Here is an 18,315-nt window from a genome sequence, read left to right as displayed (position 1 = left end):
CTGCGTCACCGGTTGCTCGCACTTGGCGCGGGCGGAGCCGTCATGACAGCGGTGATTCTGTTCGCCGTCGGGGCGGTGCAGACCGCCCGGTTCAGCAGTGATGCCCGGGATCAGGTCGACAAGCTGTCCGCGGCCGATCAGGGGCACGTCGCGGAGGGCGTGAGCCGGCTCGCGGCCGGCGTCGGCGACGGCGTGCAGGCCAGCGTGAACCGGGCGCAGCAGGTGGCGATCAGTGAGCTCGGGCAGCGCGGGGGGCTGCAGTTCTCCGGGCAGCCCGTCACGTGGCAGGCCACGAACCAGCTGACCCAGCAGGTCACCACCGTCACGCTGCCGCGCGCGCTGGTCGGCGGCACGTGGCTCGGGCAGAACCGCGACCTCAAGGTCGCGACCCCGTTCGTCGACGACGTGCGCGCCATGGTCGGCGGCACGGTGACGCTGTTCCAGCGCATCAACGCCGCCGGTGACCTGCTGCGGGTCGCTACGAACGTCCCCAACAAGGCCGGCCTGCGCGGGATCGGCACCTACATTCCGGCGGTCACCGCCGACGGGCAGCCCAACGCCGTGGCGGCCGCGATCCGCGACGGCAAGTCGTACCGGGGTGTCGCGCTGGTGGTCGACACCTGGTACATCGCCGGCTACGACCCGGTGAAGGACGCGTCCGGCACCGTCGTCGGAGCAATCTACTTCGGTGTGCCGCAGGCGGAGGCGATCGCGGGTCTGATCAAGACCATCGCGGAGACGAAGGTGGGCACCAACGGAAGCGTCACCGTCTACTCCACCGCCGCGGCCGACCGGGGCCGGATCATCGCGGCGGGCGCCACGTCGGAGGTCGGCCAGACCCGTCTCGACGCCACCGACGCGAACGGCGCCAAGTACGTCGACCAGATCACCACCGAGGCGCCGAAGCTGGCGACCGGCGCCACCTACCGGGCGACCTACAAGCTCCCGGGCCTCACCGGCGCGACGGCCGCGAAGAGCCCGGTGACCGTCACCTACTACGCCCCGTACAAGTGGGCGATCGTGACCCAGGCCTACGGGCCGGACATCGACGCGCTCACGGCCGCCCTCGACGAGGGCCGCACCGACATGCTGACGACGTTCGCGGTCGCGGCGCTGGTGCTGGCGGTGCTGATCGGCTCGGTGGCCTGGTTCTGGGCCAACCGGTTGTCGGGGCGGCTCGCCGGCCTCACCGGTGCGCTGGCCCGGGTCGCCCACCGGGACCTCACGGCGACCGTGCCGGCCGACGGCAACGACGAGGTCGCCGGTATGGGTGCCGCGCTCAACACCGCCGTTGGTGAGCTGCGCGGGATGCTCGGCGAGATCAGCGCGACCGCCACCGAGGTCTCGACGTCGGCCGAGCAGGTCGCCACGATCGGCCGGGAGCTGGAGACCGCCGCGGCGACGGCGGCGTCGAAGGCCGAGGGCGTCGCGGCGTCCGCGCGGGACGTGTCCCACAACGTGAAGACGGTGTCGACCGGCTCGGGCGAGATGGCCGCCTCGATCCGGGAGATCTCGCAGAACGCCCACGAGGCGGCGAGCGTCGCCCACGACAGCGTCCGGCTCGCGCAGCAGGCGACCCAGGTCATGGGTCGGCTGGGGGAATCGAGCCTGCAGATCGCCGACGTGGTGAAGGTGATCAGCAGCATCGCCGAGCAGACCAACCTGCTCGCCCTCAACGCGACGATCGAGGCCGCCCGGGCCGGCGAGTCCGGCAAGGGGTTCGCGGTGGTCGCGGGCGAGGTCAAGGACCTGGCCCAGCAGACCGCGCGGGCAACCGGCGACGTCACCGACCGCGTCGCCGCCATCCGCACCGACACCGAGAGCGCCGTGCAGGCCATCGGCGCGATCACCGACGCCATCGACCGGGTCAACGACTTCCAGCGCGCGATCGCCGCGGCCGTCGAGGAGCAGACCGCCACCACGGAGGAGATGCGCCGCAACGTGACGAACGCGTCGCACAGCAGCACCGACATCGCCGCGAACATCGACACGGTGACCGAGAGCATGGCCCACGCGCAGCACGCCGTGGAAAGCTCCCGCGCCGCCGCGGACCGGCTCAACACCAACGCCCACACGCTGACCGACCTCGTGGCCCGGTTCCAGCGCTAGGCGCCATCGTTGCGTCAGTGCGTCGCGCCGCCGACGGTGTGCTCGTCGGGCCTGTCGCGGTACCCGACGATCGCGGCCACGCCGGCGGTGAGGGCGGTGGTGATGTCGTCGAGGCTCATGGACGGCACGTTCGCCTTGTCGACGACCTGCTGCGGGAGGTAGGGGACGTGGACGAAGCCGCCCCGCTTGCCGGGGAACTCGCGGTCGATCATGTACAGGATGCTGTACATGATGTGGTTGCAGACGAACGTCCCGGCGGTGTTCGAGACCGCCGCGGGGAACCCGGCCCGCCGCATCGCCGTCACCATCGCCTTGACCGGCAGCGAGCTGAAGTAGGCCGGCGGCCCGTCCTCGCGGACCGGTACGTCGACGGGTTGCACGCCGTCGTTGTCGGCGATGCGCCCGTCGTCGATGTTGATGGCGACCCGCTCCGGGTTCACCGCGTACCGGCCGCCCGCCTGGCCGACACTGACGATCACGTCCGGGTCGTGCTCGACGACGGCGGCGTGGAGCACCTCGACCGACCGGGCGAACGACGTCGGGATCTGCACCTTGATGATCTCGGCACCGTCGACGGTGTCGGGCAGCCGCTTGACCGCCTCCCAGGACGGGTTGATCGACTCCTCCTCGAACGGATCGAATCCGGTCATCAGGATCTTCATCACGCAATCATCCCGCGAGGATGACCCCCTATTGGGCGCCGGCGCTCTTGGCGTCCTGTTCGATCTCGGCGGTGTCGGCCTTGAGCTGCTTGGCCTGGAGCTTCTCCGCCCGCTTCATCTCGCGCTCGACCTTCGACGCCATGTCGGACACGGCGATGACCACCAGCCCGGCCTCGCCCTCGTCGAGGTGCTCGCCGAGTTCCTTGAGGTCGCTGCGGCTCATCCCGGCCGCGGCGTGCCCGGCCAGCGACCCGAGCACGGCGCCGCCGGCGGTGGTCGCCGCCAGCAGGCCGCCACCGATCGCGGCGAACGGGAACAGCGCGACGACCAGACCCGTGGCGAGGCCGACGCCGCCGCCGAACACCCCACCGACCCGCGTCGGCGTCTCGTGCTTCTTGACGATCTTCGTCTTCCCACCGGCCCGCCGCTCGATGACGGCCGCGTCGTACGCGTCGATCAGACCGACCTTGCGGTGCAGGTCCTTGACCAGGTCGTAGTCCGCCTCGGCGGCCTCGACGTTGCGGTACACCCCGACGCAGGCGATGAACGTGTCGTAAGCCATCCCTCATGCCTCCTGTGGTAGCCGGGCCCGGTCGGCCCGAGGGCCACGATCGCGCCGAGGACGCAAGGCCGCCTCATCCCGGGAGGTGAGTTCCGGGGCGGCGTCCGGGAAAGGATCAGCCGCCCTGATCCCGGCTGTCCGGAAGGCGTCGGCGGGCCTCCGTCAGATCGTCGCGTTCCGCGCCGCCGCCACGATGCGGTCGCGTTCGGCGGCCGTCACGACGCCCGTCGCCTTGAGCAGGTTCGCCACGGCGCTCACGTACAGCACCAGCGCGGCCCGGTTCGGCCACGCGGCCTCGTCGAGGATCAGGTCGTCGATCGTGCAGCCGCCCGCGACCACCCGGTTCGGGACGCCGCTGTCGGCGCCGCGCACAGTGACCGTCGCCGACGGGTCCGGGTGTTTGCACGGCCCGTCGGGCAGGTCGTAGCGGAACAGTTCGGTGCCCGACGTGCCCGAGCTCAGGTACACGTCGCCGTTCGGGTGGACGTCGACGTGCGTGCCCGGACCGGTTCGGATCACCGTGCGCTGCCCGGTCGTCGGGTCGATCCGGGAGAAGTCCCGCCCGGCGACGACGCCGTACAGCATCCGGTCGGCCGGGTTGTAGTCGAGGTCGCCGATGGTCGTCGAGCCGGTGCCGTACGAGAACCGCGTGGTGACCCGCCGCGCGGCGACGTCGATCGCGAACACGTCCGACCCAGCCGTGCCCCACAACCGGCCGGCGCCGTCGAACGTCAGCGCCGGGATCGCCGGCCTGCCGGGCGCCGGCACCAGTTCCCAGAGCTTGCGCTTCTCGGCCACCGACCAGGCGAAGACCTTCGCCTCGGGCTGCGTCGGCGGCGTCGCGCTCTGCCCGCCGTAGATGGACGTGGACCCGTAGATCACGCCGTCGCGGTAGGTCAGCGCGACGATGCTCTGGTCGGTGACCACGTTGCGTTCCTTGGTGACGATCTGCCCGGTCGCCGGGTCGTAGACCACGAGGTAGCCGCCGAGCAGGCCGAGGTCGGGCATCGTGCCGACGGCGACGTAGGTGCCGGCCGACGTCAGCCCGCGGCTGCGGATCTGCCCCTCGGCCTTGAGGTCCCACAGCCGTTCCGGGTTCGCGACCGGTGACGGCTGCGGGTTCGGCGAGTACTCCAGGCTGTTCCACGCCTTCGTCGGGTCGTAGGCGTAGAGCCGGGACTCCGGGTAGACGCCGACGTAGAGCCGGTCGCCGTGCCGGGTCATCGCCTCGCTCTGGCCGAACGTGTGGAACTCGGTGGTGGCACCGGTCCGCTGGTCGACCGCGGCGAAGCCGCCGTTGAGGTAACCGCCCACGTAGACGCGGTCGTCGGGCCCGTCGGAGAGCGCGGTGATCTCGATCGGCTCGCCCTGGATCGTGGTCTGCACGAACGAGGACGCGCCGGTGGTCGGGTTGTAGCGGAACATCAGGCCGCGCCAGAGCAGACCGACGACGCTGCGACCCGGGTAGTCGGGCAGGCCCAGCTCGGCCCAGCCGATGCCGCGCGTGTTCGCGACCCGCCCGGCGAACGGCACACCGGTGCCGGTGGTGGTCTTCGCGACCGGGTCGTACCGCACCAGTTCGCCGCCCCTGATCAGGTACACGTTGCCCTGCTCGTCGGCCGGGCCGACCTCGAGACCGTGCGCGGTGTCGAGCCGGTCGGTCCACCGGCCGGCGGCGATGTCGTAGACGAACAGGCTGTTCGGCGCCGCGCCGCCGTACCGCGCGTAGAGCCGGCCGCCGACCTGGTCGAGGTCGTAGACCCACGAGGTCGCGGGGTCCAGCGCGGCCGGCGGCGGCAGCGTGCGCTTGGCGCCGCTGGCGATGTCGACCGCCACGAGGTGACCCGGTGGGTCGGTGCCGGCGAACACCGTGGCACCGGCCACCGCGACGGTGCGCACGTACGCCTGGCCGGGCACGAGCTGCCCGTAGTCGCGGAACTGCCCGGTCGACGGCGTGTAGCTGAACAACCTTCCACTTGGGTAGGTTCCGCCGAAGACCGTGCCGTCGTCGCCGACCGACACGTCCCAGAGGAACGTCTCGGTGGCGATGGGCCGGCCGAGGTCGGTCACGCCGGTGGCGGCGGTCCACCGGAACAGGTGTCCGTCGCCGTAGGTGCCGACGTAGACGCTTCCGTCCGGCGAGCTGTCGATCGCGTACGAGCCGCCGGCCGTCGGCAGGTCGTACCGGGCGACGGCGGTGCCGGTCGCCGGGTCGACGGCGTTGAGACGGGCCGGCGTGCCGGACGAGACGCTCCACAGCACCGGGGTTCCCGACGGGCCGGGCGCGACCGTGCCGCCGATGAGGAGGACGTCGCGGAGCGGGATGCCGAGCGAGGTCAGCCGCTGCTGCTCGGCGGCCGAGGCCGCGACGGATGGCGGTGTGATGGTCGTCGACGACGCGACGGCGGCCGGCGCCGTCACCACACTCAAACCCGACGCGACGAGCAGAGCCGTCGCCGCGGCAGCCAGGGGTCGCCTCATCGCGAGATCCTCTCCGAACAGTTTCGGTCCGGACCTAAATCTAAGCAGCGAAGTTCTTTCGGTCAATAAGTCGACAACTCCCGGCCGCCAGTTGAGTTACGGCCCCGCGCCAAACCCACCCCACCGCGTCGTCTCGGGAGGACGCGTCCGCACTGCGCACAACGCGAGATCAGGCGAGGACTTTTGCCAGGACCGCGACCACGTCGGTGGCCTCGTCGAGGTCGGCCATCAGTAGCCGTTGCTCCAGCCAGAACACCTGGCGCGACGCGGCGTCGGCCCCCGGGCAGTCGGTCACGCGGGCCGGGCCGTTAGCGACGGCGGGCACGGTGCCGAGCGGCGGGTAGCCGCGGCCCAGCGGCAGGCCCTCGGCGGCGGCCGCCGCGATGACCCGTCGGCCCTGGTCAGGATCGAGAGGGGCGGAGAGCCGCAGCATCAGCAGGTGCCGGGTGTCGCGGGTGGTTCCCGGCGGTGGCGGGACCACCTCCACCGGCACGCCGGCCTCCCGCAGCCCGACCGACACGGCGCGCGCGAACGCGTTCCGCCGGTCGATCTCGGCGTCGAGCCGGTCGAGCCACGGCAGCAGCAGGGCCGCCTGCAGCTCGGTGAGCCGGAGGTTCCAGCCCACCTCGGGATGTTCGTACCAGGCGCCGCCGCGGCGCCGGCCGACGTTGCACAGCGTCCACACCCGGTCGTGTACCTCGGGCCGCCGGCACACGACCAGGCCGCCCTCGCCGGCCGTCATCGCCTTGCTGGACTGGAAGCTGAACGTCCCGGCGTCACCGAGACCACCGACCGGGCGACCACGGTATGCCGCGCCGTGCGCCTGCGCGCAGTCCTCGATCACCGCCAGGCCGTGCCGGGCCGCGAGCGCGAGCAACGGATCCAGGTCGGCCGGGCTGCCGGCCAGATGCACCGGCAGCACCGCCGCCGTGCGCGGGCCGATCGCGGCCCGCGCGGCATCCGCGTCCAGATGCAGGTGGACCGGGTCGACGTCGACGATCACCGGGACCGCGCCGGCCAGCAGCACCGACGTGGCGCAGGCGACGAACGTGTACGCGGGGACGACCACCTCATCGCCCGGACCGACCCCGAGCGCCCGCAGCGCGACGAACAACGCCAGCGTGCCGTTGGCCAGCGGCACGCCGTGGGGCGCGTCGCACGCCGCGGCGAATCGGCGGGCGAACTCGTCGGAGTACGGGCCCTGGGTGGCGCCCCACCGTCCACTGTCGACAACCGTGAGCAGGAGGCGGCGCTGTTCGGCGTCGAGCGGCGGCGGCCATGCCGGCCAGGGCCGGTCGCGGACCGGGGTGCCGCCGTCGATGGCGAGCGTCATGACGGTCTCCCCCAGCGGTCGCCGAGTATCCGGTGCAGATTCCCGCCGAGCACCGCGGCGCGGTGGTCGTCGGCCAGCGGGGCGAGCACGACGCGGCCGAGGCCGACGCGCAGGTCGAGGAAGCACGCGTCGGACCCGAACACCACGCGGTCGGCGCCGATCAGGTCGACCAGCCGCGCCACCCAGCGGCCGGTCATCCGCGACCCGCAGGTCTCCAGGAACACCGACGGCACGTCGGCGACGAGCCGCGCCGCGCGGTGGAAGCCCGCGGCGAACAGGCCGGCGTGCCCCATGAGCAGCGGCACGGTCGGATGCCGCCGGCCGACCTCGGCGAAGAGCACGGGGTCGGACCACTCGGTGCCGGTCTGCCCGTGCGCCAGGACCGGGACGCCGAACTCGAACACCCGCTCGTACCGGGGATCGGTGAGCGCGCAGCGGTGCACGTCGGGGTGCAGCTTGATGCCCCAGACGGCCCGGTGGTCGAGCAGGCCGGCGTCGAATGGCTGGTGCGGGTTGGCGACGAGCCAGACCCCGAGCCGGTCCGGGAACGCCTCCGCCGTCGCGAGCGCGCGGCGGTTGCCGGCGGGCGCGTCGACGCCGACCGCGAGCAGGTCGGAGACGCCGATCGCGGTGACGCCCAGCCGGTCGGCCATGGCCACGAGGTCCTCTGCTCCCGGAGCCGGGATGAGGAAGTCGGCCCAGGGACCGATGTGGCCGTGCGCGTCGAGGATCGTCATCCCAGAAGCTCTTCCAGCGCGCCGGACGCGATACGGGCGACCGCCGACGGCGACAGGTCGAGGTGGTCGAGCTGGAAGCGCGGCCCGCAGTCGTCGAGCACCGGCGCACCGGTACCGAACACCAACCGGCCGGCACCGCCGTGCGCGTGGAGCCACTCGACGCCGCCCTGGGTGTTCAGCGTCCCCGTCTCGACGAACAGCCGCGGTGCGGTCGTCAGCAACTCGGCCAGCTCCCGCAGCCGCCGGAAGCCGGGGTTGAGCAGCAGCACGGCGAGCGTCGGATGGGCCGCGGTCACGGCGCGCAGCGCGGCCGGGGTGGTCTCCTCGAGGTCGATCGCGACCGCCAGGCCTTGCCGCGCAAGGGCTTTCAAGCAACGGGACGCGGCGGGGCCGGCCAGGTCGAACCGGTGCCGTTGCGGGCACAGACGAACCATCCGCACCGGGTACATGGGTGTCCCGTCCGGGATCACCACCGGCACGGGGTGCAGCCGCTCGTGCCCGCGCACCGCCGCGAACAGGGCGTCGTTGCCGCCGGCCGGGTCGGCGAACAGGCTGTAGGTTTGCGTGACGCAGGCGGTGCGCACGTCGAGCCGGTCGAGCTCGGCGAGCAGGCCCTCGACCGTCGCCGAGGGCACGTCGTCGAACGGCAGCGGGCCGAGCAGGCGGTGCGCGTCGGTGACGATCATCCTTTGAGACCGGTGGTGGCGATGTTGGTGACCAGGTAGCGCTGGAGCAGCGCGAAGACCAGCAGGCACGGCAGCACCGTCACCGTGGCGCCGGCCATCAGCTGGGCCAGCGGCACGTCTTCGCCGTGCAGCGTCGCGAGGCCGACCGTCAGCGTCCGCATGTCGCCCGACTGCGCGACGACCAGCGGCCACAGGAAGTCGTTCCAGTGCCACAGGAACACGAACACGCCGAGGGTGGCGAGGATCGGACGGGTCAACGGCAGCACGATCTGCCAGAACGTGCGCCACTCCGACGCGCCGTCGACCTTCGCCGCGTCGAACAGCTCGTCGGGCAGTCCCCGGATGAACTGCCGCATCAGGAACACCGCCTGCGAGTTCGCCAGCGTCGGCACGATCAGACCCCAGTACGTGTCCAGGCCGCCCAGCTTCGACACCAGCACGAAGTACGGGATCAGCATCGCCTGGAACGGCACCATGATCGTCGCGAGGAACGACCACATCAGCACGTCGCGCCCGGGGAACCGCTTCTTCGCGAACGCGTAGCCGGCCATCGCCGCCGTCAGCAGGATCACGACCACCGACACCACGGAGTAGACGACCGAGTTCAGCGTCCACTGGAGGAAGCCGGAGCTCGTCACCACCGCGGAGATGTTGTCGAGGGTCAGCGCCTTCGGCCACGCGTACGGCACCGTCGGCTCGTCGGCCGGTGACAGGGCGACGACGAACATCGCCAGGAACGGCGCGACCGTCAGCAGCGACAGCACGGCGATCAGGCCGGTGAGCCACAGTTGCCGCTGCTTCCTCATGTCTGCTCCCGGTCGAGCACGAACCGCTGCACCAGCGAGACCACCAGCACGATCAGGAACAGCACCACGCCCATCGTCGCGGCGTAGCCGAAGTCGAAGAACCGGAAGCCCTGGTCGAACAGTCCGTAGACGAGCGTGTAGCTGGCCCGGGTGGGCCCGCCGCCGGTCATCACGTAGATCGTGTCGAAGACCTGGAACGCGCCGATCGTCTCCACGACGAGCACGAAGAACAGGGCCGGACGCAGCAGCGGCAGCACGATCGAGCGGAACCGTTGCCACGGGCCGGCCCCGTCCATCCGGGCCGCCTCCAGGTACTCGGTGGGTATCGCCTTCAGGCCGGCGACGAAGATCAGCATCGAGTAGCCGAACCCTTTCCAGACCGACACCACGGCCAGCGACGGGAGCACCAGCGCGGTGTCGCCGAGGAAGTCGACCGGCCCGACGTCCACCTTGGCGAGCAGGCCGTTGAGCAGGCCGTCGAGCTGGTACACCCACAGCCAGATCACGCCGGCCAGCACGAAACTGGTGACGTACGGGAGGAACAGCGCGCCGCGGAACAGCCCGATGTTGCGCACCATCGCGTTCAGCAGCAACGCGGTCACGAGCGACAGCACGACCGTCAACGGGACGTACACCGCCGCGTAGACGAGCGTGGCGCGCAGGCTGGCGTGGAAGACCGGATCGTCCATCAGCCGGGTGTAGTTGTCGGCACCGACGAACTCCCACTCACCGCTGATCTTGTAGTCGGTCAGGCTCATCCCGATCGCGCCGAACGCCGGCACGAACCGGAACACCACGAACAGCACCAGCATCGGCAGCACGAACAGCAGCCCGGCCGCCGGCTCCCGCCACCGTTGCCGCCACGGCACGTCCCGCCGCTGGGCCCGGCCCGCCGGCGGCCGAGACCGGCGGGACGGCCGCCGGGCATTCCGACCCGACGACCGTCCGCGCCGTTCCACCACATCCGTCATGAACTCACGACCCCGTCTCAGGTGTTGCCGAGCAGTGCGTTGGCCTCCTTCGCCGCGTCGTCCAGTGCCTGCTTGGCGGTCTTCTTGCCCTGGAGCGCGGCCTGGATCTGCGGGGCGAGCACCGACATCACCTGCCGCGCCTTCGGGTGGCTGTCGCCGGGGTAGAGCAGCGGCAGCGCGTCGGCGAACTGCTTGGCGGCCGGGTCGGTGCCGGTCACCTGCACGTCGGTGCGGGTGGGCATGAAGCCGGACGCCTGCGCCAGCCCGGTGATCACCTCGGGGGTGCCGAGGTACGCGAGCACCTTCTTCGCCGCGGCCGTGTGCTCCGACCGCTTCGAGAGCACCACGCCGCCGGGCAGACCGAACGCGACCCGCTTCTTCCCCTGGATCGGCTGGCCGACCACGACCTTGTCGGCGCCGAGCGCGGTGCGCACCGGCGCGAGCTGGCTGAGCTGTGCCAACGGCATGATCGCGGCCTTGCCGGTGACGATCGGACCACCGTCGAGCGTGCTCTTCTGGGTGGCGGCGCCCGCCGGTAGCCCGCCGGCCTTCTGCACGTCGAGCAGGAACTGCAACGCCTCCACGCCGGCCGGCTGGTTGAACGCGACCGACTTGCCGTCCTTGCTGAAGACGCTGCCCTCGTTCTGCCACAGGAACGGGTAGAAGGTCAGGTTCAGCGTCTCCTCCGGCGCGCCGTTGTAGGACAGCGTCGTCGCGCCCTGCGCGGCGAGCTTCGGCGCGGCGTCCCTGATCTTGTCCCAGGTGTCGGGGACGTCGGTGATGCCGGCCTTGTCGAGCAGCGCCTTGTTGTAGACGGGCAGCGTAGAGGTGTTGTAGATCGGCACACCGTACAGCTTGCCGTCGACGGTCAGCGCGGTGCGGGACGTCTCGACGAACTTGTCCTTGGCGCCACCGAGCGCGCTGTCGACCGGCTCCAGGGTGCCCTGCTGGACGTACTGCGGGATCTGGTCGGGGCCGAGCACGACGAGGTCGAAGCCCTTGCCGGCGGCGAGCGCCGTGGTGACCTTCTCCTGGCGTCCCTCCCACGGCTGGAGTTCGATCTTGAAGTCGATGCCGCTGTTGGCGGCCTCGAAGTCCTTCTCGACCTTGCCCCAGAACTCCTGGCTCTTCGCCTGGTCGGCGATCACCGGGTACATCCAGAGCGTCACCGAGCCGCCCGACCCGCCGCCGCCGTCGTCACCGCCGCATGCCGCCAGGGTGCCGGCCAGTAGGGCGACCAACCCGGCCGCCGCGATCCTTCTCATGATGGTTCCTCCAGCCGATCACGCGAGGCGCCGCCGAATACCGGCCCCGACCGAAACCTAGGCGGTCGTGGAGAGCGGCGTCAAGACCGATCGACGGCTTAGGGTCGACGGGTGCGGATCGCGATTGCCGGGCTGGCCACCAGCCATCCATACACCGACGCGACGACCCTGCGCGAGCACGCCGAGCTGACGGTGTGGGAACCGGACCCCGCCCGACTGAAGACGTTCGTCGACCGGCACCCGGACGCCGCCGTCGCGCCGGACCTCGCCGGGCTGCTCGACACCGAGCCCGACGGCGTCGTGCTGACGGTACCGACGCCGGCGGTGGCCGCCGCCCTCGCCGACGTGCTCGCCCGCGACCTGCCGTGCTTCGTCAACAAGCCGGCGGCCGCGACCGCGGCGCAACTGGCCGCGCTCGACGAGGTGGTCGCCAAGGCGCCCGACCGGGTGCTGTCGAGCTCCGTGCTCCGGTTCGCGCCGGCACTGGCGGGGCTGTCGGTGCCGCGGGCGGAGGTCACCTCGGCGCGGGTCACCGTCCGGCACGACGTGGGGCTCTGGGCCACCGGCTACAACCCCTGGCAGGACGACCCGGCCGAGGGCGGCGGCACGCTGGTGACGATGGGACTGCACGGGGTCGAGCTGCTCGTCGCCGTGCTCGGGCCGGCCGTCGAGCTGGTGTCGGCGGTGCGCGCCGTGCGCCGCTACCCGACGCTGCGCTCGGAGGACACCGGGCTGCTCCTGCTGCGCTGGACCGACGGGGTCACCGGCGTGGTGGAGGTGCTCGGTGCCAGCGACACCGAGTCGTACGAGGTGGTGCTGCACACGGCGGCCGGCGACGAGCGGGTCGAGCTCGCCGGCGGCGAGAGCGCACTCGGCTACGGGGACACCATCGCGGCGTTCCTCACGATGGTCGCGGGCGCGCCGAGCCCGGTGCCGTGGGCGCAGACGCACGCCGTCCTGCGGGCGCTGGTCGACGCCCGGTCGGTCGCGCCGGCCTGACCTTCCTTGACTCCTCCGCCGGCACCCGGTTACGGTCTGGACCGTTAACCGGAAGGGGACGGATGCGATCGCTAGCCGAACTCGACGAGCGACTTTCCCGGCCACGGGAGGCCCTCGTCGCGGACCTCCGTGCGTTGGACGGCGACCTGCTGGTACTCGGGGCCGGCGGCAAGCTCGGCCCCAGCCTCGTCCGGCTGGCCCTGCGGGGCGTGGCCGCCGCCGGCACCGGTGCCCGGGTGATCGCGGTGTCCCGGTTCTCCGAACCCGGGCTGGCCGACGCGCTGCGGGCCGAGGGCGCGCACGTGCACAGCGCCGACGTGACCGACGACGACGCGCTCGCCGGGCTGCCCGACGCCGCCAACGTCGTGTTCCTGGTCGGCTCCAAGTTCGGCAGCACCGGCCGGGAAGCGGCAACCTGGGCCACGAACACGTACCTGCCCGGCCGCGTCGCCGACCGGTTCCGCGGCGCCCGCCTCGTCGCGCTGTCGACCGGCAACGTCTACCCGCTGGTCCCGGTGACCTCCGGCGGCTGCACCGAGGACACCCCGGTCGGCCCGGTGGGCGAGTACGCGATGTCCTGCCTGGGCCGCGAGCGGGTCATCACCCACCTCGCCGGCCGGGCGGGCACGCCCAGCGCGCTGATCCGGCTGAACTACGCCGTCGAGCTGCGGTACGGCGTCCTGATCGACATCGCCTCGGCGGTGCAGGCCGGCAAGCCGGTCGACCTGAGCACCGGACACGTCAACGTGGTGTGGCAGGGCTACGCCAACGAGGTGACGCTGCGGGCGCTGCGGCACGCCGACGTGCCCCCGTTCGTCCTGAACGTCACCGGCCCGGAGACCCTGTCCGTCCGCACGGTCGCGACCGAGTTCGGCCGGCTGCTCGGCCGCGAGCCGGTGTTCACCGGAACCGAGGCGCCGACCGCGTTGCTGTCCAACGCGCTGCGCTGCCACGCGACGTTCGGCTATCCCGACGTGCCGGTGGGACAACTGCTGGAGTGGACCGCCGCGTGGGTCGCCGACGGCGGCCCGTTGCTGGGCAAGCCGACCGGCTTCCAGCGTCGCGACGGGAAGTTCTGATGGCCAGCCCGGCCGTCGACGCGATGCGCGTGCCGGCGGAGTTCGCGCGCGGCTGCGTCATCCCCGCCCACCCCCTCGCCCTCGACGCCGACCGGCGGCTCGACGAGCGGCGGCAGCGGGCGTTGAGCCGCTACTACATCGAGGCCGGCGCCGGTGGGCTGGCGGTCGGCGTCCACACCACCCAGTTCGCCATCCACGACCCGGGTGTGGGCCTGCTGCGTCCGGTGCTCGCGCTGGCCGCCGAGGTCGCCGCCGAGTACGCCGCCGACGATGGGCGCCGGACGGTGCTGGTCGCCGGCGTCTACGGGCCGACGGCGCAGGCCGTCGCCGAGGCCGAACTGGCCGCCTCGCTCGGCTACCACCTCGTGCTGCTGCCGCCCCACCCGGGCCTCGACGAGCACGACCTGCTGGAGCGGGCCCGCGTCGTCGGCGAGGTCCTGCCGGTGGTCGGGTTCTACCTGCAGCCGGCGGTCGGCGGGCGCGAGCTGTCCCGCGACTTCTGGACGCGGCTGGCCGCCACCGAGTCGGTGGTCGGCATCAAGGTCGCCCCGTTCGACCGGTACCGCACGCTCGACGTGCTGCACGGCGTGGTCCGCTCCGGACGCGCCGGCGAACTGGCCCTCTACACCGGCAACGACGACCACATCCTGGCCGACCTCGTGGCCCCCCATCGGGTGGTGGTCGACGGTCGCACGGTGGCGGTGTCCTTCGTCGGCGGCCTGCTCGGCCAGTGGGCCGTGTGGGTGCACCGGGCGGTGGAACTGCTCGCGGAGGCCGGCCGGGCCCGGGCCGGCGACGACGCCGCTCTGCGCCGCCTGCTGACCCTCGACGGGCACCTCACCGACGCCAACGCGGCGATCTTCGACGCCGCCAACCACTTCCACGGCTGCATCCCGGGCATCCACGAGGTACTCCGTCGCCAGGGCCTACTGGCCGGCCGCTGGTGCCTCGACCCCGCCGAGGACCTCTCCCCCGGCCAGCTGACCGAACTCGACCGCGTCCTCGCCGCCTACCCCCACCTGGCCGACGACGCCTTCGTAGCGGACCACCGCGACCGCTGGCTCACCTAGCCCGAGTCGATCTTGCAGTTGTGGTGCCCCATAAAACGGGTCAAGCACGGATGACTCTGGCACCACAACTGCAAGATCAACGGGGGACGGGGGACGGGATTAGAGGGTGATGCGGTAGGCGGTCAGCGGGCGGCCGCTGGTGCCGGAGAGGAGGCTTCCCGTGCGTTCGGCTAGGCCGGCGAGTTCGAGGCGGTGGAGCATTCTTCGGGCGGTGCGTTGTTGGACGCGGAGGCGCGTGGCCACCTCGCGGGTGGTCAGGGGGTCGGTGCCGGCGGCCTGCTGCACGGCGATCAGGCGTTCCAGCGTGGCCACGGAGATGCCGACGCGTTGGGCCAGTACCGGTAGGCGGGTCTCCCCCGCGGCCGATTTGTCGCTGGCCAGCGGCACCGCCGACTCCAGCACCACGTCGGCCTCGCCGCGCAGCGACAGCACCGCCGCCACGTCACCGAGGCGGCGGGCCCGGGCCAGCGCGCGCCGCGCCAGCGTCTCGGCCTCGGCCGAACTGCGACCCAGCCCGAACCCCACCCGGACCACCTCGTGGCGGTCGGCCAGCCGGCGCAGCATCGGCAGCGAGGTGAACCCGCCCGTGACGTCGTGCACCGGGCCGCGGGTGGTGACCAGCAGGTACGTGTCACCGGTGTAGCGGGCCACGCTGCCGGCGAGCGCGTTCGCCTCCTTCGACAGGCCGTCGTCGCCGCCGGGCAGCTCGACGAGGCCGAGCACGACCTGGGCGTCCTCCTGGGCCTGGTTGTCGGCGTGCAGCATGAGCTGCCGCACGGCGACGCGCACCGAGTACGCCGACGGCACCAGCCGGAACGCCGGCATCTCGGCGCACAGCACCTCGTACGCCGACCGGAGGCAGGTCACCGCGACCCCGGTGCCGCGCGCGCCGCGCCGGGCCCGCCGGTGGAACTCGACCACGTCGGTCGACTCCACCCCGCTCTGGTACGACAGGGTCCGCACCCCGGCCGTCGGCACCCCGGCCTCGCGCAGGGTGGTGGACACGTCGGCGGACGGCACCGTGTCGATGGACATGCGACTGACGTCGTGCCCGTCGCGCAACAGCCGCACCATCGCCTGCAGCAGCGTCGCGCCGGTGTAGTCGACGAAGGTGGCCGGCCGGGTGAGGACACCGGCCTCGGCGGCCAGCGTGTAGGGGACGACGCCGGTGAACAGCCACGCCTCCACCGTGCCGGCCCGCGCCTCGACGAGCCCGACGGCCTGTGACTCGTGGTCGTAGTCGAGCCGGTGCGCCACCACGCCCGGCTGCTCCTCGCAGATCGCGGCGACGTCGTCGACCAGATCGTGCGGACCCACCACCCCGATCTCGATACCCACCAGCACAGGTTACGGTCGGGTCCGGTAAAGCTGAACGGCAGGACGGGCACAATGCAACCTGGGACGCTCCACGCGCGGGCCGCGGCGCTCCGCGACCGCCTGCGGTGGCGGCTGGTGCCGGCCGCCGCCACCCCGATGGACCGGGCCGGCCGGGTCGACCCCGCGGTGCTCGACCACTACCTGCGCTCGCTGGTGGCCGACGGCGCGCACGCCCTGGCGGTGCTGGCGCACACCGGGCGCGGGCCGTACCTCGACCCGCCCGTCCGCGACGAGGTGGTCCGCCTTGCCGTGTACACGGGCGTCCCGGTGCTGGTGGGAACGAGCGGCGACGGCCCGGCGGCCGAGCGGCAGGCCGAGCGCGCGGCAGCCCTCGGCGCCGACGGCCTCCTGGTGTTCGCGCCCGACGGCACCGACCCGCTCGCCCACCACGACGCGCTGTGGCGCGCGGCCGGGCTCCCGCTGCTGGCGTTCGACCTCTACACCCGGCCGTACCCGGCCGCGGTGCGGGCCGAACTGCTCGACCACCCGGGCGTCGCCGGGCTGAAGGTCGCGCTGCTGTCCGACGCGATCGCGTGCCAGGAGGCGATCGCGGCGACCAACGCCGCCGGTCGGCTGGCCGTCACCGGCGAGGACCGCATGTTCGGCCCCTCGCTGATGTGGGGCGCGGAGGCGGCGCTGGTCGGGCTCGCCGCCGCGGCCGTTCCGGTGACCGCCGAGGTGCTCGACGCCTACGCGAACGGTGACCACGCCCGGTTCGTGCCGGCGTCGGCGCGGCTCGACCGGCTGGCAAAGGTGACGTTCACCGAGCCGATGGAGGGCTACGTGCAGCGGATGCTGTGGATCGCGGCGGCGGAGGGGCGGATCCCCGACGATCACGCGCACGACCGGCACGGCCCTCCCCTGCCGGACGGCGACCGGGAGACGGTGCTGCGCGTCGTCACCGATCTTTCGTGACCGCGGCCTGGACCTTCGCGACTCCCTCGACCAGATCGGCGACGTCGTCATCGGTGAACCGCTCGTTGCACGCCAGCACCAGCAGGGTCTCGTCGATCATGCGCTCGGCCACCGGGCAGTCGCCGCGCGCGTACCGCATCTCCCGGCTCGCCGGCGGCGACGTGAGCGGGAAGCCGGAGGTGCCGAACGTGCGCCGCTCGGTGAGCGCCGGCACGAGGTGCACGGGACGGTCGAGGTAGCCCGCGGTCACCGGCAGCCCCTCGGCGGCGAGGGCGGCGCCGAAATCCTTGTTGTTGCCGTCCACCAGGAACGGGAAGAGCCAGAAGCTGTGCCGGTCGACGATCCGTGGTTCCGGCAGCCGCAGGCCCGGCAGGTCCCCCAGCTCGTCGACCAGCCGGCGGGCGACCGCTCTGCGGGCGTCCACGACGCCCTTGAGACGCGTGAGCTGGACCCGCGCGACCGCGCCGACCAGCTCGGTCATCCGGTAGTTGAGGCCGAGGAACAGGTGCGTCCGCTGCCCGCCGTCGCGCGGCCAGCCCTTGTCGGCGAAGAGGCGCATCCGCCGGACGAGGCCGGCGTCGGCGGTGACGGTGAGCCCGCCGTCGCCGGCGCTGATGTGCTTGGACTGCTGGAGGCTGAAGCAGCCGATGTCGCCCCGGGTGCCGGCGAACGTGGTGCCGCCGTCGGGAACGGTGAGGTACGCCTGCGCGCAGTCCTCGATCACGCGGATCGCCATCGGCCGGCAGACGCCGACGATCTCGTCGACCGGCGCCGGGCCGCCGAAGAGGTGCACCACGATGACGGCCCGGGTGCGGTCGGTGATCTTCTCGTCGACGGTGGCGGCGGTGAGGCATCCGGTCACCGGGTCGACGTCGGCGAAGACCGGCACCGCGCCGGCCGCGAGCACCGCGATCACCGTGCCGAAGTCGGTGATCGGCGGCACGATGATCTCGTCGCCGGGCTCCGGGTTCACGGCCGCCACCGCGAGGTGCAACGCCGCGGTGCCCGACGTGCTCGCGACCGCGTGCGCGCTGCCCAGGTACGCCGCGAACTCCTCCTCCAGGGCCGCGACCTCGACACCGCCGACCCGCCACAGCGTGCCGCGACCGATGACCTCGGCGAGCGCGGCGGCCTCCTCGGCGCCGAACGTGCGGCCGGAGGCGTCGGCATAGGTCGGGAAGGCGGTGCCGCGCACCGGCGTGCCACCGTCTCGCGCGAGCGTCATGCCACCCCCACCCAATTTAGGTCCGGGCCGAAATTAGC

At 72.5% G+C, this 18,315-nt stretch carries 16 protein-coding genes; 5 read left to right on the top strand and 11 right to left on the bottom strand.

The features are described 5' to 3' along the window. The first annotated feature begins 42 nt into the window (after positions 1–42). The gene (locus tag Vau01_RS26315) at positions 43–2,109 is read left to right on the top strand and encodes a methyl-accepting chemotaxis protein (RefSeq protein ID WP_239151860.1); all 2,067 of its coding nucleotides are present in this window, start codon (positions 43–45) and stop codon (positions 2,107–2,109) included. 14 nt (positions 2,110–2,123) lie between these two features. Here the strand turns inward: Vau01_RS26315 and pcp are convergent, their stop codons facing one another. From pcp to Vau01_RS26270, 9 genes are all read right to left on the bottom strand, one after another. After that, positions 2,124–2,771, bottom strand: a complete 648-nt coding sequence (gene pcp, locus Vau01_RS26310; RefSeq protein ID WP_203997421.1) for a pyroglutamyl-peptidase I — start codon at positions 2,769–2,771, stop codon at positions 2,124–2,126. Positions 2,772–2,799: 28 nt separating this feature from the next. Then, on the bottom strand, positions 2,800–3,333 hold the full coding sequence (locus Vau01_RS26305; RefSeq protein WP_239151859.1) for a DUF1269 domain-containing protein: 534 nt from the start codon (positions 3,331–3,333) through the stop codon (positions 2,800–2,802). A gap of 162 nt (positions 3,334–3,495) precedes the next feature. Continuing rightward, positions 3,496–5,814: a PQQ-binding-like beta-propeller repeat protein gene (locus tag Vau01_RS26300; protein WP_203997419.1), complete on the bottom strand. Its 2,319-nt coding sequence runs from the start codon at positions 5,812–5,814 to the stop codon at positions 3,496–3,498. Positions 5,815–5,983: 169 nt separating this feature from the next. Next, on the bottom strand, positions 5,984–7,147 hold the full coding sequence (locus tag Vau01_RS26295; protein WP_203997417.1) for a DegT/DnrJ/EryC1/StrS family aminotransferase: 1,164 nt from the start codon (positions 7,145–7,147) through the stop codon (positions 5,984–5,986). Continuing rightward, positions 7,144–7,884 (bottom strand): amidohydrolase family protein, encoded by a 741-nt coding sequence (locus tag Vau01_RS26290; RefSeq protein ID WP_203997415.1) that lies wholly within the window; start codon positions 7,882–7,884, stop codon positions 7,144–7,146. Before Vau01_RS26290 ends, Vau01_RS26295 begins: the two co-directional genes overlap by 4 nt. Beyond that, on the bottom strand, positions 7,881–8,570 hold the full coding sequence (locus Vau01_RS26285; RefSeq protein WP_203997414.1) for an amidohydrolase family protein: 690 nt from the start codon (positions 8,568–8,570) through the stop codon (positions 7,881–7,883). The genes Vau01_RS26290 and Vau01_RS26285 overlap by 4 nt, the downstream gene beginning before the upstream one ends. Continuing rightward, positions 8,567–9,376, bottom strand: coding sequence for a carbohydrate ABC transporter permease (locus tag Vau01_RS26280; protein ID WP_203997413.1), 810 nt, complete (start codon positions 9,374–9,376; stop codon positions 8,567–8,569). Before Vau01_RS26280 ends, Vau01_RS26285 begins: the two co-directional genes overlap by 4 nt. Then, on the bottom strand, positions 9,373–10,347 hold the full coding sequence (locus tag Vau01_RS26275) for a carbohydrate ABC transporter permease (protein ID WP_203997411.1): 975 nt from the start codon (positions 10,345–10,347) through the stop codon (positions 9,373–9,375). The genes Vau01_RS26280 and Vau01_RS26275 overlap by 4 nt, the downstream gene beginning before the upstream one ends. A gap of 17 nt (positions 10,348–10,364) precedes the next feature. Continuing rightward, complete coding sequence (locus tag Vau01_RS26270) at positions 10,365–11,612, bottom strand: extracellular solute-binding protein (RefSeq protein WP_203997409.1); 1,248 nt, start codon at positions 11,610–11,612, stop codon at positions 10,365–10,367. A 111-nt stretch (positions 11,613–11,723) separates the two neighbouring features. Between Vau01_RS26270 and Vau01_RS26265 the strand changes: the two genes are divergently transcribed. The 3 genes from Vau01_RS26265 (at position 11,724) to Vau01_RS26255 (ending at position 14,760) form a co-directional block, all read left to right on the top strand. Further along, the gene (locus Vau01_RS26265) at positions 11,724–12,611 is read left to right on the top strand and encodes a Gfo/Idh/MocA family protein (protein ID WP_203997407.1); all 888 of its coding nucleotides are present in this window, start codon (positions 11,724–11,726) and stop codon (positions 12,609–12,611) included. Between the two features lie 62 nt (positions 12,612–12,673). Further along, complete coding sequence (locus Vau01_RS26260) at positions 12,674–13,690, top strand: NAD-dependent epimerase/dehydratase family protein (RefSeq protein ID WP_203997405.1); 1,017 nt, start codon at positions 12,674–12,676, stop codon at positions 13,688–13,690. Next, a complete protein-coding gene (locus Vau01_RS26255; RefSeq protein ID WP_203997397.1) occupies positions 13,690–14,760 on the top strand; it encodes a dihydrodipicolinate synthase family protein in 1,071 nt (356 codons plus the stop codon). Before Vau01_RS26260 ends, Vau01_RS26255 begins: the two co-directional genes overlap by 1 nt. 99 nt (positions 14,761–14,859) lie before the next feature. Here the strand turns inward: Vau01_RS26255 and Vau01_RS26250 are convergent, their stop codons facing one another. Next, positions 14,860–16,098, bottom strand: coding sequence for a hypothetical protein (locus Vau01_RS26250; RefSeq protein WP_203997396.1), 1,239 nt, complete (start codon positions 16,096–16,098; stop codon positions 14,860–14,862). Positions 16,099–16,149: 51 nt separating this feature from the next. On the opposite strand from Vau01_RS26250, the gene Vau01_RS26245 reads away from it, so the two are divergent. Continuing rightward, on the top strand, positions 16,150–17,052 hold the full coding sequence (locus Vau01_RS26245; protein WP_203997394.1) for a dihydrodipicolinate synthase family protein: 903 nt from the start codon (positions 16,150–16,152) through the stop codon (positions 17,050–17,052). Here the strand turns inward: Vau01_RS26245 and Vau01_RS26240 are convergent. After that, positions 17,036–18,277 carry a DegT/DnrJ/EryC1/StrS family aminotransferase gene (locus tag Vau01_RS26240; RefSeq protein WP_203997391.1) on the bottom strand — a complete coding sequence of 414 codons (1,242 nt, stop codon included), beginning with the start codon at positions 18,275–18,277 and terminating at the stop codon, positions 17,036–17,038. The genes Vau01_RS26245 and Vau01_RS26240 overlap by 17 nt on opposite strands. Positions 18,278–18,315: the final 38 nt, after the last annotated feature.

Source organism: Virgisporangium aurantiacum (assembly GCF_016863635.1).
Lineage (GTDB): Bacteria > Actinomycetota > Actinomycetes > Mycobacteriales > Micromonosporaceae > Virgisporangium > Virgisporangium aurantiacum.
This window is presented reverse-complemented; position numbering and strand designations above follow the sequence as displayed.

What these genes read in the sequence shown, in the direction of transcription:
- Vau01_RS26255 (WP_203997397.1), top strand. Translation starts at nt 13,690, where the DNA reads ATGGCCAGCCCGGCCGTCGACGCGATGCGCGTGCCGGCGGAGTTCGCG.
- pcp (WP_203997421.1), bottom strand. Translation starts at nt 2,771, where the DNA reads ATGAAGATCCTGATGACCGGATTCGATCCGTTCGAGGAGGAGTCGATC.
- Vau01_RS26290 (WP_203997415.1), bottom strand. Translation starts at nt 7,884, where the DNA reads ATGACGATCCTCGACGCGCACGGCCACATCGGTCCCTGGGCCGACTTC.
- Vau01_RS26295 (WP_203997417.1), bottom strand. Translation starts at nt 7,147, where the DNA reads ATGACGCTCGCCATCGACGGCGGCACCCCGGTCCGCGACCGGCCCTGG.
- Vau01_RS26260 (WP_203997405.1), top strand. Translation starts at nt 12,674, where the DNA reads ATGCGATCGCTAGCCGAACTCGACGAGCGACTTTCCCGGCCACGGGAG.
- Vau01_RS26245 (WP_203997394.1), top strand. Translation starts at nt 16,150, where the DNA reads ATGCAACCTGGGACGCTCCACGCGCGGGCCGCGGCGCTCCGCGACCGC.
- Vau01_RS26280 (WP_203997413.1), bottom strand. Translation starts at nt 9,376, where the DNA reads ATGAGGAAGCAGCGGCAACTGTGGCTCACCGGCCTGATCGCCGTGCTG.
- Vau01_RS26305 (WP_239151859.1), bottom strand. Translation starts at nt 3,333, where the DNA reads ATGGCTTACGACACGTTCATCGCCTGCGTCGGGGTGTACCGCAACGTC.
- Vau01_RS26300 (WP_203997419.1), bottom strand. Translation starts at nt 5,814, where the DNA reads ATGAGGCGACCCCTGGCTGCCGCGGCGACGGCTCTGCTCGTCGCGTCG.
- Vau01_RS26275 (WP_203997411.1), bottom strand. Translation starts at nt 10,347, where the DNA reads ATGACGGATGTGGTGGAACGGCGCGGACGGTCGTCGGGTCGGAATGCC.
- Vau01_RS26270 (WP_203997409.1), bottom strand. Translation starts at nt 11,612, where the DNA reads ATGAGAAGGATCGCGGCGGCCGGGTTGGTCGCCCTACTGGCCGGCACC.
- Vau01_RS26315 (WP_239151860.1), top strand. Translation starts at nt 43, where the DNA reads ATGACAGCGGTGATTCTGTTCGCCGTCGGGGCGGTGCAGACCGCCCGG.
- Vau01_RS26285 (WP_203997414.1), bottom strand. Translation starts at nt 8,570, where the DNA reads ATGATCGTCACCGACGCGCACCGCCTGCTCGGCCCGCTGCCGTTCGAC.
- Vau01_RS26240 (WP_203997391.1), bottom strand. Translation starts at nt 18,277, where the DNA reads ATGACGCTCGCGCGAGACGGTGGCACGCCGGTGCGCGGCACCGCCTTC.